This window comes from Staphylococcus agnetis (assembly GCF_011466855.1).
In the GTDB taxonomy this organism is placed as follows: domain Bacteria; phylum Bacillota; class Bacilli; order Staphylococcales; family Staphylococcaceae; genus Staphylococcus; species Staphylococcus agnetis.
The window spans coordinates 245,682-262,149 of sequence record NZ_CP045927.1 but is presented as its reverse complement, the minus strand read 5'-3'; the positions used below and the strand labels follow the sequence as shown (position 1 = coordinate 262,149).

Below are 16,468 nucleotides of genomic sequence, written 5' to 3'. Positions count from 1 at the left end.
TATTATTCACCTTTGTTCTTTTTGATAATTTCTTCAGAGATTGATTTAGGAACCTCTGCATAGTGATCGAAGTACATTGTGTACGTACCGCGACCTTGCGTGTTAGAACGTAATGACGTTGCATAACCGAACATTTCTGAAAGTGGTACGTATGCGTTAACAACTTGAGCGTTACCACGTGGTTCCATACCGTCTACACGGCCACGACGTGCTGTAACGTCACCCATGATGTCACCCATGTACTCTTCAGGCATTTCGATTGTAACTTTCATCATTGGTTCTAAGATCACTGGGTTACATTTTTTAGCAGCTTCTTTAAGTGCTAATGATGCAGCAATTTTGAAGGCCATTTCAGATGAATCGACATCGTGGTATGAACCATCAAATAATTTTGCTTTCACATCGATTAATGGATATCCAGCTAAGACACCGTTTTCCATTGCGTCTTTAAGACCTTGTTCAACTGATGGAATGTATTCACGAGGAACGACACCACCAACGATAGCGTTTTCGAATTCGAAACCAGCACCTGTTTCGTTAGGTGTGAATTCGATGTGAACGTCACCGTATTGACCACGACCACCAGATTGACGAGAGAATTTACCTTGAACAGCAGCTGCTGATTTGAACGTTTCACGGTAAGATACCATTGGCGCACCAACGTTTGCTTCCACGTTAAATTCTTTCTTCATACGGTCAACAATGATGTCAAGGTGAAGCTCACCCATACCACCAATGATAACTTGACCAGTTTCTTCATCTGTATGCGCTTTGAATGTTGGGTCTTCTTCTTGAAGTTTTACAAGCGCTTGAGTCATTTTATCTTGGTCAGCTTTTGATTTAGGTTCTACTGATAAGTGGATAACTGGCTCTGGGAATTCCATTGACTCTAAGATGATGTCATTTTTCTCTCCACAAAGTGTGTCACCTGTACCAGTGTCTTTAAGACCTACAGCAGCTGCGATATCACCAGAATATACAGAGCTGATTTCTTCACGAGAGTTCGCGTGCATTTGTAGGATACGACCTACACGTTCACGTTTACCTTTCGTAGAGTTTTTAACATAAGAACCTGAAGTTAATGTACCTGAGTACACACGGAAGAATGTTAATTTACCAACATAAGGGTCAGTCATAACTTTAAACGCTAATGCTGCGAATTCAGCACTGTCATCCGCTTTCGCGATAACTTCTTCTTCAGGGTTGTCAGCACGATGACCAACGATTGGCTTAACATCAAGTGGTGATGGTAAGTAATCGATAACGGCATCTAACATTAATTGAACACCTTTGTTCTTGAATGCAGTACCACATAATACTGGGTAGAATTCAACGTCAGTAGTAGCTTGACGGATAGCGTCTTTAAGCTCATCTACAGAGATTTCTTCTCCACCTAAGTATTTTTCCATTAAGTCATCGTTTGTTTCAGCTACAGCTTCGATTAATGCTTCACGCGCTTCTTCAGCACGTTCTTGCATATCTTCAGGAATATCAGTTTCCTCAATGTCTGTACCTAAGTCATTGTTATATTTGAAGCATTTCATTGTTACTAAGTCAATGATCGCTTGGAATTCATCTTCAGCACCAATTGGTAATTGGATTGGAGCTGCATTCGCTTGTAAACGGTCATGTAAAGTGCTTACAGCGTAATCGAAGTTTGCACCCATTTTGTCCATTTTGTTTACGAATACGATACGAGGAACGCCGTATGTTGTTGCTTGACGCCAAACTGTTTCAGTTTGAGGTTCAACACCTGATTGCGCATCAAGTACAGTTACCGCACCATCAAGTACACGTAATGAACGTTCAACTTCTACTGTGAAGTCTACGTGTCCAGGTGTGTCGATGATGTTAACACGGTGACCATTCCAAGCAGCTGTTGTTGCAGCTGATGTAATCGTAATACCACGGTCTTGCTCTTGCTCCATCCAGTCCATTTGTGAAGCACCTTCATGTGTTTCACCAATTTTATGGATACGTCCAGTGTAATAAAGAATACGTTCAGTAGTAGTCGTTTTACCAGCATCGATGTGGGCCATGATACCGATATTACGCGTGTTCTTTAAAGAAAAGTCTCTTCCCATGGGTATTCTTTCTCCTTCCAGAATATAGGATAATATGATCAGATATAGCTTTACCCTAAGCAAACGCATGACAAACGTTCAATATGCGATGTGCACGTTGATGGTTGCCAATGACATGTATGCTCAGGGAATAGGCATCTATCTTACCAACGGTAGTGAGCGAATGCTTTGTTCGCTTCAGCCATTTTGTGCGTGTCTTCACGTTTCTTAACGGCACCACCAGTGTTGTTAGCAGCGTCTAAGATTTCGTTAGCTAAACGCTCTTCCATAGTTTTTTCACCACGAAGACGCGCATAGTTTACTAACCAACGTAAACCTAAAGTAGTACGACGCTCTGGACGAACTTCTACAGGTACTTGGTAGTTAGAACCACCTACACGGCGAGCTTTAACTTCAAGTACTGGCATAATGTTGTTGATCGCTTCATCGAAAACTTCCATTGCATCGCGACCTGAACGTTCTTGAACTAAGTCGAATGCAGAATAAAGAATACGTTGAGCTGTTCCACGTTTACCATCTAACATGATCTTATTGATTAATTTTGTCACTAATTTAGAGTTGTGAATTGGATCTGGTAACACATCTCTTTTAGGTACTGATCCTTTACGAGGCATAATACAAGTCCTCCCTTCCTATTATAGTATATTTATAATCTATCAGTCATTGTAACCGACGAAATTTACATTAATTTAACCTTATTTCTTAGGTTTTTTAGTTCCGTATAATGAACGTCCTTGCATACGTCCATCAACACCAGAAGTATCTAACGCACCACGTACGATATGGTAACGCACACCAGGTAAGTCTTTTACACGTCCACCACGAACAAGTACAACACTGTGCTCTTGTAAGTTGTGTCCGATACCAGGGATGTATGCGTTGATTTCAATGTTGTTTGATAAACGCACACGTGCATATTTACGTAACGCTGAGTTAGGTTTTTTAGGAGTCATAGTACCAACACGAGTACACACACCACGTTTTTGTGGAGAGTTTAACTTCGTGAATTGTTTCTTTTGACTGTTGAAACCTCTGTTTAAAGCTGGTGAGTCAGATTTCTTAGTTTTGCTTTGTCTTGGTTTACGTACTAATTGGTTAATAGTAGGCATTTATGTTTCCTCCTCTCTCGATTTTTAATCCCACACATCCAGGTGGTTCATTTTTAGATTAAATAAAATTTAGTAAGTCCTCATTGTCCTTACTAATCTCATTTGAGCAAAGCAACAACCGTTGCCTTTACGTTAATACCAACATGTTCTCCTAAAGCTTTTTGGCTTTCAAAAAACGTGATTGGTACGTTATTTTGATTGGCAAAGCTTAACACGCGCGCTAAGAGATGCACATTAACATCTTCGCCGATAATCAATTGTGATACGTTATGATTTTTCAACGCTTTAAGCGTCTGTTTCAAACCAACAACGTAGGCTTGTTTGTTTAAGCGTGTGACTTTTTCATTAGACATTTGCATATCCTCCAAAGTACTGCTTGCATCAACCTTTTCTATATTATCATCTCAATTGTATAACGTCAACAATTTTTCAATGATAAATCACAAAAGTAAAAGGCGCAGCAATGGTCAGATCACTGCGCCTTTTTAAACATTTTATTATTCCGTCACAATGTGTTCTTGTGCGTCAATCGTTGATTTTTCTTTTTCGATATCTACTTGGCTATAACGTTTCATACCTGTACCCGCTGGAATCAGCTTACCGATAATAACGTTTTCTTTAAGACCAAGTAAGTCATCACGTTTACCTTTAATCGCAGCGTCAGTAAGTACACGCGTTGTTTCTTGGAATGATGCCGCAGATAAGAAACTTTCTGTTTCAAGTGATGCTTTTGTGATACCTAAAAGTACTGGTTTAGCCGTTGCTGGACGTTTACGTTCTTTAAATGCTTCACGGTTCGCATCTGTAAAGTGGTGGATATCCACTAATGAACCTGGTAATAATTTCGTGTCACCAGCTTCGATAATGCGAACTTTACGTAACATTTGACGAACCATAACTTCAACGTGTTTGTCGTCGATTTCTACCCCTTGCATACGGTAAACTTTTTGAACTTCTTTTAGCAAGTAGGCTTCAGTTGCAGTAAGACCTGCAATTGCTAAGAAGTTTTTCGGCTCTATAGAACCTTCTGTTAACACTTCACCACGTTCAACTGCTTGTCCGATTTCAACTTTCAAGCGTGACGTACCTGGCGCGAGGTATGAACGTGTTTCGTTCGCACCTTTAACCACGATTTCTTGTTGTCTATCTTTACCAATTGTAATGTTATCAATTGTACCTTCGATTTCTGTAATCACGGCTTGACCTTTCGGGTTACGCGCTTCAAAAATCTCTTGGATACGTGGTAAACCTTGTGTGATATCGCTACCGGCTACCCCACCAGTATGGAAAGTACGCATTGTTAACTGTGTACCAGGTTCACCGATAGATTGTGCAGCGATTGTACCCACTGCTTCACCAACTTCAACTTTTTCACCAGTTGCTAAGTTTTTACCATAACATTTTTCACATACACCGTGACGTGTGTTACATGTAAATGCTGAGCGGATGTACATCTCTTCGATGCCCGCATCTGTAATTTCTTTCGCAATATCTGGTGTGATTAATTCGTCTGGACGGATAATAACTTTATCTGTCTCTGGGTGACGAATCGTTTCTTTAGCATAACGACCTTCGATACGCTCGATAAATGGTTCGATCATTTCAGTACCTTCTTTGATATCTGAAACGAGTAAACCACGGTCTGTACCACAGTCTTCTTCACGCACGATAACATCTTGTGCCACGTCAACAAGACGACGAGTAAGGTAACCTGAGTCCGCTGTTTTAAGGGCTGTATCGGCAAGACCTTTACGCGCACCGTGAGTAGAGATGAAGTACTCTAATACGGTTAAACCTTCACGGAATGATGATGTGATTGGAAGTTCGATGATTTTACCTGATGGTGCGGCCATTAATCCACGCATACCTGCAAGTTGCGTAAAGTTAGATGCGTTACCACGGGCACCAGAGTCACTCATCATAAAGATTGGGTTTGTTTTTTCAAGTGATTGCATTAACTCTTCTTGAATTTGGTCTTTTGCATTTGTCCAAATTTCAATAACCGCATTATAGCGCTCTTCTTCAGTTAATAAACCACGGTTAAATTGTTTTTGTACGCGTTCAACAAGTTTTTCTGATTCATCAAGAATTTCTTTCTTGTCTGGTAATACCACGATGTCAGCAACACCTACAGTAATACCTGCTTTAGATGAATACTTAAATCCTAAGTCTTTCATTAAGTCAAGCATCATAGACGTATCTGTAATGCTGAAACGATTGAATACTTCTGCGATGATGTTACCTAAGAATTTTTTGTTGAATGGTGGAACAAGTTCAGTGTTTTCAAAGTATTCCGCTAAACCGCCTTCACCAAGATCAGACGCATCAACAAAGTATTTATCTGGTGTGTTCTTCTCTAAGTTTGTCGCAGTTGGCTCATTGATATATGCAAATGAATCTGGAATGATTTCATTGAAAATCACTTTACCTACAGATGTTGTTAAAATCTTACGGTTTTGTTCTTCAGTAAATGTTGGGTTATTGAATGATGCTGCTTGAACACCAATACGTGTATGAAGATGTACATAGCCATTTGCATACGCTTTGATTACTTCATTGGCATCGTTAAATAATAAACCTGTATTTACCGCATCTTTACGTTCTAAAGTTAGGTAGTAGTTACCAAGTACCATATCCTGAGATGGTGTTACAACTGGTTTACCGTCTTTAGGGTTCAAGATGTTTTGCGCCGCAAGCATTAACATACGCGCTTCTGCTTGTGCTTCTTTTGATAAAGGTACGTGAACGGCCATTTGGTCACCGTCAAAGTCCGCATTGTAAGCTGTCGTTACAAGTGGGTGTAGACGAATCGCACGTCCTTCTACAAGCGTTGGTTCGAACGCTTGGATACCTAATCTGTGAAGCGTAGGGGCACGGTTAAGAAGTACTGGGTGTTCAGTGATGACATCTTCTAAAACGTCCCAAACTTCATCTTCCGTACGTTCAATTTTCGTTTTCGCATTTTTAATGTTTGTAGCAATTTCACGTTGAACTAATTCTTTCATTACGAAAGGTTTGAATAATTCTAACGCCATTTCTTTAGGTAAACCACATTGGTACATTTTTAAGTTCGGACCTACCGCGATAACCGAACGACCAGAATAGTCAACACGTTTACCAAGTAAGTTTTGACGGAAACGACCTTGTTTACCTTTTAACATATGCGAGAGTGATTTTAATGGACGGTTACCAGGACCTGTAACAGGACGACCACGGCGACCGTTATCGATTAATGCATCAACAGCTTCTTGTAACATACGTTTTTCGTTTTGAACGATGATGCCAGGTGCACCAAGGTCTAATAAACGTTTTAAACGGTTGTTACGGTTAATGACACGACGATATAAATCGTTCAAATCACTTGTCGCAAAACGTCCACCATCTAATTGCACCATTGGACGAATTTCTGGTGGAATAATTGGAAGTACGTCTAAAATCATCCATGCAGGGTTGTTGCCTGAATTACGGAATGATTCCACAACTTCTAAACGTTTGATCGCACGTGTTAAACGTTGACCTGTAGCAGATTCAAGTTCATCACGTAACATTTTTAATTCTTCATCTAAGTTGATTTCTTCTAATAAATCTTTAATCCCTTCAGCACCCATTTTTGCAGTGAATTGACCAGGGAATTTGTCATAGTACTCACGGAATTCAGCTTCTGAGAGTAATGTTTTCTTTTCTAAACCAGTTGGACCTGGATCGACCACAACGTAAGAAGCAAAATAAATGACTTCTTCTAAGGCACGTGGTGACATATCTAGCAATAAGCCCATACGACTTGGAATGCCTTTGAAATACCAAATGTGTGATACAGGTGCCGCAAGCTCGATGTGACCCATACGTTCACGACGTACTTTTGATTTTGTAACTTCAACGCCACAACGGTCACAAATCATACCTTTATAACGTACACGCTTGTACTTACCACAACTACATTCCCAGTCTTTTGTTGGTCCGAAAATACGTTCACAGAATAGACCGTCTTTTTCTGGTTTTAAAGTACGATAGTTAATTGTTTCTGGCTTTTTAACCTCACCGTATGACCAAGAACGGATTTTTTCAGGTGAAGCGAGTCCTATTTTCATGTAATGAAATTTATTTACATCAATCAAGGAGCCTACCTCCTTTATTTTAATTAGCTGTGCTAGTTGATTGATTCCTTAAAACAATGGCATACATGTGTATCGCAGGAGAAAGAAGTTGCATAGAAACTGTTATGATTCTGTCATACAACACCTTCCTCTTACGTATGTCACATGTGTTTATTTATTATAATGATGTCAGTATTATTCAGTGATATCTCTTTGTGATTCTGGAACGCTTGGTTGTTGTAAATTGACTTTGCGATCAGGCACATCGTCCTCTTCTAAGTCACGCATTTCAATTTCGTTATCTTGCTCATCCATCACTTTGACATCTAATCCTAAACTTTGAAGTTCTTTCATCAATACGCGGAATGATTCAGGAACACTTGGTCTAGAAATGTTTTCACCTTTAACGATAGATTCGTAAGTTTTCACACGACCTACAGTATCATCTGATTTGTATGTGAGGATTTCTTGTAATGTGTAAGCAGCACCATATGCTTCAAGTGCCCATACCTCCATCTCACCAAATCTTTGTCCACCGAATTGTGCTTTACCACCAAGTGGTTGTTGTGTAACGAGTGAGTATGGTCCAGTTGAACGCGCATGAAGTTTATCATCAACCATGTGCGCAAGTTTCAACATGTACATAACCCCAACAGAAATACGGTTATCGAATGGTTCACCTGTTCGACCATCGTAAAGTACTGTTTTACCGTCACGTGCCATACCAGCTTCTTCGATTGTTGACCATACGTCATCATCGTTCGCACCGTCAAATACTGGTGATGCAACATGGATACCTAAGTTTTTAGCCGCCATACCTAAGTGTAGCTCTAATACTTGTCCGATGTTCATACGTGATGGTACACCAAGTGGGTTTAACATGATATCGATTGGACGTCCGTCTGGTAAATATGGCATATCTTCTTCAGGAACGATTTTAGAGATGACACCTTTGTTACCGTGACGACCACACATCTTATCTCCTACGTGAATTTTACGTTTTTGTACGATGTAAACACGTACAAGTTGGTTAACACCTGGAGATAAAGAATCATCGCCATCTTCACGGTTGAAGACTTTAACGTCTAGAACGATACCGCCTGCACCATGTGGCACACGTAATGATGTATCACGTACTTCACGTGCTTTTTCACCAAAGATAGCGTGTAATAAACGTTCTTCAGCAGTTAATTCCGTTACACCTTTAGGCGTTACTTTACCCACTAAGATGTCTCCATCTTTAACTTCAGCACCGATGTAGACAATACCACGATCATCTAAGTTTTTAAGTGCATTTTCAGATACGTTCGGAATATCACGTGTGATTTCTTCAGGTCCAAGTTTCGTATCACGTGCTTCTGATTCATATTCTTCAATATGAATAGATGTGTATACGTCATCTTTCACAAGACGTTCACTCATGATTACGGCATCCTCATAGTTATAACCGTCCCACGTCATGAATCCAACGACAACGTTACGACCTAATGCCATTTCACCAAGTTCCATAGAAGGACCATCCGCAAGAATTTCGTTTTTCTCAACGATGTCTCCTGCAGCGATGATTGGGCGTTGGTTGTAACATGTACCTGAGTTTGAACGTTTAAACTTCGCTAATGGGTAGCGATCTAATTCGCCTTCAACTTCAATACCGTTGTCATCTACAAGACGGCGTACAAGGATTTCACTTGATTGAACGTGTTCAACACGTCCGCGATGTTTCGCAAGTACTGCAGCACCTGAGTCACGTGCAGCGACGTGCTCCATACCTGTACCTACAAACGGTGACTCTGGGTTCAATAAAGGTACGGCTTGACGTTGCATGTTCGCACCCATTAATGCACGGTTCGAGTCATCGTTTTCTAAGAATGGAATACATGCTGTCGCCGCAGAAACAACTTGCTTAGGCGATACATCCATGTAGTCCATTTTCTCTTTAGCCATTGTTGTATTGTTACCACGGAAACGACACACAATTTCGTCATCGATAAAGCGGCCATTTTCGTCTAAACGAGAATTCGCTTGGGCAACAACGTAACTGTCTTCTTCATCCGCAGTTAAGTAATCAATTTGGTCTGTAATTGTATTCGTTTCAAGGTCCACTTTACGGTAAGGCGTTTCAATGAAACCAAATTCGTTGACACGCGCATAACTAGAAAGCGAGTTAATTAAACCAATGTTTGGTCCCTCTGGTGTTTCAATCGGACACATACGACCATAGTGAGAGTAGTGAACGTCACGCACTTCCATTTGTGCACGCTCACGCGTTAAACCACCAGGCCCTAATGCAGATAAACGACGTTTGTGTGTTAACTCTGCTAATGGGTTCGCTTGGTCCATGAATTGTGATAATTGAGAACTACCAAAGAACTCTTTCACTGATGCGATAACTGGGCGAATGTTGATTAATTGTTGTGGCGTAATCGATTCTGTGTCTTGAATAGACATTCTTTCACGCACCACACGTTCCATACGAGATAAACCGATACGGAATTGGTTTTGTAACAATTCACCAACTGAACGTAAACGACGGTTACCTAAGTGGTCAATATCATCCGTATAACCAATGCCGTGTAATAAGTTGAAGAAATAAGACATTGACGCAACGATATCTGCTGGCGTGATACATTTCACTTCAGAATCAGGGAATGCATTACCAATTACTGTCGTTGTACGTGCTTCATCGTCATTAGGTACATACACTTTAATAGATTGAACTTCTACAGGTTCATCTACAATGCTATTTGGAAGCTCATAGACTTGCGCGTTTGCATTTGATTCTAATACGTCCATGATTTCGTCTAATTTACGACGATCTAAGACTGTACCTTCTTCAACAACGATTTCACCAGTTTCAGTATTCACGATTGGTTCAGCTAATTTTTGATTGAATAAACGGTGTTTTAAATGTAATTTTTTATTTGCTTTATAACGTCCTACGCTAGCTAAATCGTAACGTTTAGGGTCAAAGAAGCGAGAGTATAATAAGCTCTTCGCATTTTCTACAGTTGGTGGTTCACCTGGGCGTAAACGTTCATAAATTTCAAGTAAAGCTTGTTCTGTGTTTTCTGTGCTATCTTTTTCTAATGTGTTACGTAAGTATTCGTTATCTCCTAATAAATCAATAATTTCTTGATCTGTGGAGTAACCTAATGCACGTAATAACACAGTTAATGGTAATTTACGTGTTCTATCGATACGTACGTAGACAACGTCTTTTGCATCTGTTTCGTATTCCAACCAAGCACCACGGTTAGGAATTACAGTTGCATCGTAGTTTACACGTCCATTTTTATCTAATTTTTCATTGAAGTAAACGGATGGTGAACGTACTAATTGTGATACAATAACACGCTCTGCACCATTGATGACGAAAGTGCCCGTTTCAGTCATTAATGGGAAATCTCCCATGAATACTTCTTGATCTTTCACTTCGCCAGTTTCTTTAATAATTAAACGTACTTTAACGCGTAATGGCGCTGCATAAGTCGCATCGCGGTTTTTTGATTCTTCTAAATCGTACTTCGGTTCACCTAGTCTATAATCAACAAATTCTAAAGAAAGGTTTCCTGTGAAGTCCTCAATTGGAGAAATGTCGCGAAGCATTTCTAAAAGTCCTTCTTTTAAAAACCAATCATATGATTTTGTTTGAATCTCAATTAAATTAGGTAATTCTAATACTTCTGAGATTCTTGCGTAGTTTCTACGTTTACGATGTCTTCCATATTGGACAAATTGACCTGCCAAACAGATTCACCCCTCAAAAATTGTGTGTCTCTCTAATAAAAGTGTTATGCAACAAGACAAAAAGAAAACGGTTGTTCACGATACGATGACACCATTTTCTATTCTAATTGCGTATTTATGAAATGTTACAATGAAACTTTAGCGGTAAAAGTACACACTTATTGAACATAATTTTTTCATCTTAATACTTTATCATAAAAAAAGGTTTAAATCAACCCTTAATACTCTTCAAAATGTGATACCCTTTACTGTTTTTAATAGATGCGACATTACCAAAAACAGCTTCCATTTTCTTTTTCGCAGATGGCATACCTTGCTTTTTCTGAATCACCACATACAATGCACCTTCAGGTTTCAAACATTGAAACGCATCTTCTAAAATTTGGTGTACCACTTGCTTACCAGCGCGAATTGGTGGATTAGTCAATATATAATCTGCTTGATTCGCAGCAATGACAGACAAGCCATCGCTTTCCTGCACTGTAACATTATGGATATCATTGTGTTGTGCATTTTTCTCGACGAGTGACAGCGCGCGATGATTAACATCTAGCATGGTAATTTGGTCATGCGGCGCTACTTTAGCAAGCATCAAACCAATCGGCCCATAGCCACAGCCTACATCAATTATATGTTTTACCTCACCCGGTGGATGTGCATTGAGAAATGTTCGGATTAATAAATCTGATCCAAAATCCACACGATCTCTTGAAAATACGCCAGCATCAGTCGTTAAAGTTAACTGATGGTGTCCTGTGTCATAAGTGATGGTTTGCTCATTTGTTTCACTATCTGGATGTGAATCATAGTAATGACTCATCGCATTCACACCTTTTTATATAATATTGATAAAACCCGCTATTCACATGAAATAGCGGGTTTTCACTTATCAAAAGAATTATTTTAATTCTACTGAAGCGCCAACTTCTTCTAATTGTTCTTTAAGTTTTTCAGCTTCTTCTTTTGGTAAACCTTCTTTGATTACGCTTGGAGCTCCGTCTACTAATTCTTTAGCGTCTTTTAAGCCTAAGCCAGTAGCTTCTTTAACTGCTTTAACAACTTTGATTTTTGATGAACCAGCTGAAGTTAACTCAACGTCAAATTCAGTTTTTTCTGCTGCTGCGTCTCCGCCTGCTGCACCTGCTGCTGCAACTGGTGCTGCTGCAGTTACACCAAATTCTTCTTCAATTGCTTTTACTAAGTCGTTTAATTCTAAAACTGACATTTCTTTAATTGCTTCAATGATTTGTTCATGATTAGCCATTTTTATATTCCTCCATTATTTTAAAAATTAGTTGTTACTTTACGTAAATTAGATTATTCTGCGTTTTCTTCTTTGCTTTCACCAACAGCTTTAACTGCATAAGCGAAGTTGCGCATTGGTGCTTGTAATACTGATAATAGCATAGAAACAAGACCTTCGTGTGATGGTAAAGAACCCACTGTCTTAACTTGTTCAGCTGAGATAACGCTTCCTTCCATAACACCTGTTTTGATTTCTAAAGCTTCGTGTTCTTTTGCAAATCCAGCGATAACTTTTGCTGGTGCAACAACATCTTCAGTTGTGAACGCTACAGCAGTAGGACCTGCTAAGTACTCATCTAAACCTTCGATACCGGCTTTTTCAGCTGCACGACGTAACATCGTGTTTTTGTACACTTTGTATTGTACACCTGCTTCACGTAATTGCTTACGTAATTCAGTAACTTCAGCTACTGTTAAACCACGGTAGTCAACGAAAACTGTAGAAACAGAACTTTTAAGTTGTTCAGAAATTTCATCAACATGTTGTTTTTTAGCTTCAATAATTCCAGACATTTAGACACCTCCATCAAATTATTTGGTGCTTTGTATATTTGTTTAATAACAAATAAAAAAGCACTTTTTACCCACAGCAAAAAGTGCTTGAATGTTTTCACGTTCAAGTCAATTTTAGCCTCGGTAGGATCTTGTATTAAGTTCTCAATGAACTCCTACTGTCTTAGGTAAAATATACAACATATATAAATATAACGGCTTTTGTGTAAATAGTCAACCGTTATTTTATGAATTCAACCAAAAATTTAGCGAGATACAATCACGGCATCTCGCTACATCTATCGTTGTAAAGATTAGTTTAATTTAAAGCTAGAAGTATCTACTTTAATACCAGGACCCATCGTAGTTGTTACAGCTACAGATTTGAAGTACGTACCTTTAGCTGAAGATGGTTTTGCTTTCGCTAATACATCTTGTAATGTTTTGAAGTTATCAACTAATTTGTCAGTATCGAATGATACTTTACCAATTGAAGCATGGATGATACCTGCTTTTTCAGCACGGTATTCAACTTTACCAGCTTTGATTTCTTCAACAGCTTTTTTAACGTCCATTGTTACTGTACCTGTTTTAGGGTTAGGCATTAAACCTTTAGGTCCTAATACACGACCTAATTTACCAACTTCGCCCATCATATCTGGTGTAGCAACGACTACGTCGAAGTCGAACCAACCTTGTTGGATTTTGTTAACATATTCAGCATCACCAACATAGTCAGCACCTGCTGCTTCTGCTTCTGCAATTTTATCGCCTTTAGCGAATACTAATACACGTTGTGTTTTACCAGTACCGTGTGGTAATACTACTGCGCCACGGATTTGTTGGTCGTTTTTACGTGTATCGATACCTAAACGGAATGCTACTTCAACTGAAGCATCGAAGTTAGCAACGCTTGTTTCTTTAGCTAAGTTGATTGCTTCTTCTACTGAGTAGAATGCTTGACGGTCAACTTTACTTAAAGCTTCTTGATACTTTTTACCTTTTTTAGCCATCGTTTTTTCCTCCTTTAGTGGTTTTAGCGGAATGTCCTCCCACGTTGGGAGCGGGTCAGAAATCAATTTATGATTCAATTTCTGAGTCCCGCCCCTCGAGCGTAGATAAACTGTCATGTTATCTTTTATCTACGAGTGTCTTCTTTCAATAAATGATACTCAAAATGCATCATTAATGTTCTTGTTTGCTTTATGGTCATTAATTACGAGAATTACTCAACAATGATACCCATGCTACGTGCAGTACCTTCAACGATACGCATAGCCGCTTCTTCGTCAGCAGCGTTTAAGTCAGGCATTTTAGTGTTAGCAATTTCACGTACTTGATCTTTAGTTACTGTAGCAACTTTGTTTTTGTTTGGTTCACCAGAACCTTTTTCAATACCAGCTGCTTTTTTAAGTAATACTGCTGCAGGTGGTGTTTTAGTGATGAATGTAAATGAACGATCTTCATAAACATAAATCTCAACCGGAATAATTAAACCTGCTTGTTCTTGCGTACGTGCATTGAATTCCTTAGTGAAAGCCATAATGTTCACACCGGCTTGACCTAATGCAGGACCAACTGGTGGTGCTGGGTTTGCTTTACCTGCAGGAATTTGTAATTTAACTACTTTTTCTACTTTTTTAGCCACGATGTGCACCTCCTTGATATCGTGATGTGGTCACAGGGCTCAGTTTTGCCCTCCCACTCATTTAACATTTCGTGACGAAATGTAGCGCTATTTACGCGCGACTTCGTTATTATAACATTTGTAATTTTACTTGACAACAAAAATTTTTAAGTTTCACAAAACCACACCAAAGTACTCATTGTTACACTTTTAAATTCAGTTACATAGACGCGATAGCGAGATGGACGTTAATCATCAACAATTATATTTTCATTTGATATGCTATGAGGTATGCTCAAAACTACGATAGATAGAAAAAGAGGCGAAACTTTACGTTCCACCCCGCGTCACATTATAATTTTTCGATTTGATCAAATTCTACTTCTACTGGTGTTTCACGACCAAACATGTCCACCAATACTGTAAGTTTAAATTTATTCATTTCAATTTCATCAATTTCGCCCACTTGGTTTGCGAATGGGCCAGAAGTAATACGAACTTGTTCGCCTAATTCCACTTCTACATCGATTGTTTTTTCTTTCATACCCATTTGCTTTAAGATAAAGCGTGCTTCTTCAGGTAATAATGGGTTTGGTTTTGAGCCTGCACCTGCTGAACCAACAAACCCAGTCACGCCTGGCGTATTACGTACAACGTACCATGATTCATCTGTCATAATTAATTCAACTAAAACGTAGCCAGGGAACGTTTTTTTCATTTGTTTTTTCGCTTTGCCATCTTTAACTTGTGTTTCCTCTTCTTCAGGAATCACAACTCTAAAAATTTGCTCAGTCATGTTCATTGATTCAACACGTTTTTCTAAATTCTTTTTGACTTTGTTTTCGTAACCTGAGTAGGTATGAACGGCATACCAACGTTTAGCCCCTAACTCTTCAGACATGCTGACAACTCCTCATTTCTATTTTATCATTTCAATTATTTGGCCGATTCCAATATCTAGACCCCAGAAGAATACTAAGAAAAAGATTACTGTAAACACGACAATTGTCGTATATTTCACAAGTTCCGGACCAGTAGGCCAACTTGTTTTTTCCATTTCAGTTTTAACGCCTTGGAAGAAGTTTTCTTTTTTAGCCATTCGGATTCCCTCCAATTTTTAAATTATAATCGCATTTGTAACATTACTTTATAACGCTTTTAAGCCCATTACATCATTTCGACTCTTTATGTAATGTATGCATCTGGCATGTGGCACAGAATTTTTTAAGCGCTAGTCGTGTCGTATGTTGGTTTGATTTCGGTACGTGATAATTACGCATTCCACATTTTTCACAATTGAGCGGTACTTTTTTCACATGAACTCACCTTACTCCTATAATACCAGTTTACTATACATAAGATTGTGTCCAATTGTCAAACGCCATTTCTTTACAATCATGAGAAGCATTTACTCACTTTGTTTTAAAATATGCATCTTTCGTCTAAGTCTATAAATTGCATTGTAAACCCGCTTTACTGGTACATTGAGTTGTTGTGCAATTTCATTTGGGACCCATTCATCAATTAAATAATAAAGCACTTTGAGTTCAAATGCGCTTAACGTTTGCGCTGAATTTTTAACATCTTCTAAGCATTCATTAAGCGTTAGCGTCATATGGTGCCGATACGTTTGCTGATGATATTGCATCGAAACGTCCTCAATCATATGTGAAATGAACGATTGATAGTACACACGTTTACGACGATAATCCATCTTTTTATAGAAAAGCGTTTTATTAATGTAATGTTCTAATGGAATGTTCATATGAAAATCAGGCTGACATACTTTTTGATAAATCGACCAAATCGACTCTTGAACGATATCTTCAAAATCTTGCGGGGTGATGCGAAAGTCTCTCAGAACGACCTGCGCACATCGGCGCACCACCGCTATCAATTCTCGTAATGCGTCGGGACGATGGGCTTTGAGCTCTTTAATCAATTGCTGGCGTTCAACTTCACTGATAGGATTTAAAGTCATTAACGTTCCTCGCCTTTCACTCGATTTGC

The 16,468-nt window shown here is 39.0% G+C and carries 15 protein-coding genes and 1 other annotated feature; all 15 genes read right to left on the bottom strand.

The annotated features are described in order from the left end of the window. Window positions 1-2: 2 nt before the first annotated feature. The gene (gene fusA, locus GJE18_RS01290) at window positions 3-2,084 is read right to left on the bottom strand and encodes an elongation factor G (protein WP_060552331.1); all 2,082 of its coding nucleotides are present in this window, start codon (window positions 2,082-2,084) and stop codon (window positions 3-5) included. Window positions 2,085-2,227: 143 nt separating this feature from the next. Continuing rightward, complete coding sequence (gene rpsG, locus GJE18_RS01285; RefSeq protein WP_014614746.1) at window positions 2,228-2,698, bottom strand: 30S ribosomal protein S7; 471 nt, start codon at window positions 2,696-2,698, stop codon at window positions 2,228-2,230. An 81-nt stretch (window positions 2,699-2,779) separates the two neighbouring features. Beyond that, window positions 2,780-3,193, bottom strand: coding sequence for a 30S ribosomal protein S12 (rpsL, locus tag GJE18_RS01280; protein ID WP_037566320.1), 414 nt, complete (start codon window positions 3,191-3,193; stop codon window positions 2,780-2,782). Between the two features lie 98 nt (window positions 3,194-3,291). Then, window positions 3,292-3,546 (bottom strand): ribosomal L7Ae/L30e/S12e/Gadd45 family protein, encoded by a 255-nt coding sequence (locus GJE18_RS01275; RefSeq protein ID WP_037566319.1) that lies wholly within the window; start codon window positions 3,544-3,546, stop codon window positions 3,292-3,294. Between the two features lie 144 nt (window positions 3,547-3,690). Next, complete coding sequence (gene rpoC, locus GJE18_RS01270; RefSeq protein ID WP_060552330.1) at window positions 3,691-7,308, bottom strand: DNA-directed RNA polymerase subunit beta'; 3,618 nt, start codon at window positions 7,306-7,308, stop codon at window positions 3,691-3,693. A gap of 174 nt (window positions 7,309-7,482) precedes the next feature. After that, a complete protein-coding gene (gene rpoB, locus GJE18_RS01265) occupies window positions 7,483-11,034 on the bottom strand; it encodes a DNA-directed RNA polymerase subunit beta (protein ID WP_060552329.1) in 3,552 nt (1,183 codons plus the stop codon). Window positions 11,035-11,245: 211 nt separating this feature from the next. Beyond that, a complete protein-coding gene (locus tag GJE18_RS01260; RefSeq protein WP_060552328.1) occupies window positions 11,246-11,854 on the bottom strand; it encodes a class I SAM-dependent methyltransferase in 609 nt (202 codons plus the stop codon). Between the two features lie 78 nt (window positions 11,855-11,932). Next, window positions 11,933-12,298: a 50S ribosomal protein L7/L12 gene (rplL, locus tag GJE18_RS01255; RefSeq protein ID WP_037566315.1), complete on the bottom strand. Its 366-nt coding sequence runs from the start codon at window positions 12,296-12,298 to the stop codon at window positions 11,933-11,935. Window positions 12,299-12,351: 53 nt separating this feature from the next. Then, window positions 12,352-12,852, bottom strand: a complete 501-nt coding sequence (gene rplJ, locus GJE18_RS01250) for a 50S ribosomal protein L10 (RefSeq protein ID WP_037566314.1) — start codon at window positions 12,850-12,852, stop codon at window positions 12,352-12,354. A 45-nt stretch (window positions 12,853-12,897) separates the two neighbouring features. Next, window positions 12,898-13,038: a sequence feature (ribosomal protein L10 leader region), on the bottom strand. A 107-nt stretch (window positions 13,039-13,145) separates the two neighbouring features. Continuing rightward, window positions 13,146-13,844 (bottom strand): 50S ribosomal protein L1, encoded by a 699-nt coding sequence (gene rplA, locus GJE18_RS01245; RefSeq protein ID WP_037566313.1) that lies wholly within the window; start codon window positions 13,842-13,844, stop codon window positions 13,146-13,148. Between the two features lie 212 nt (window positions 13,845-14,056). Then, window positions 14,057-14,479, bottom strand: a complete 423-nt coding sequence (gene rplK, locus GJE18_RS01240; protein WP_037566312.1) for a 50S ribosomal protein L11 — start codon at window positions 14,477-14,479, stop codon at window positions 14,057-14,059. Window positions 14,480-14,810: 331 nt separating this feature from the next. After that, on the bottom strand, window positions 14,811-15,359 hold the full coding sequence (gene nusG, locus GJE18_RS01235; RefSeq protein WP_037566311.1) for a transcription termination/antitermination protein NusG: 549 nt from the start codon (window positions 15,357-15,359) through the stop codon (window positions 14,811-14,813). Between the two features lie 18 nt (window positions 15,360-15,377). Next, a complete protein-coding gene (secE, locus tag GJE18_RS01230; protein WP_037566310.1) occupies window positions 15,378-15,557 on the bottom strand; it encodes a preprotein translocase subunit SecE in 180 nt (59 codons plus the stop codon). Window positions 15,558-15,630: 73 nt separating this feature from the next. Continuing rightward, a complete protein-coding gene (gene rpmG, locus GJE18_RS01225; protein WP_081858204.1) occupies window positions 15,631-15,774 on the bottom strand; it encodes a 50S ribosomal protein L33 in 144 nt (47 codons plus the stop codon). A gap of 92 nt (window positions 15,775-15,866) precedes the next feature. After that, on the bottom strand, window positions 15,867-16,439 hold the full coding sequence (locus GJE18_RS01220; RefSeq protein WP_085622190.1) for a sigma-70 family RNA polymerase sigma factor: 573 nt from the start codon (window positions 16,437-16,439) through the stop codon (window positions 15,867-15,869). Window positions 16,440-16,468: the final 29 nt, after the last annotated feature.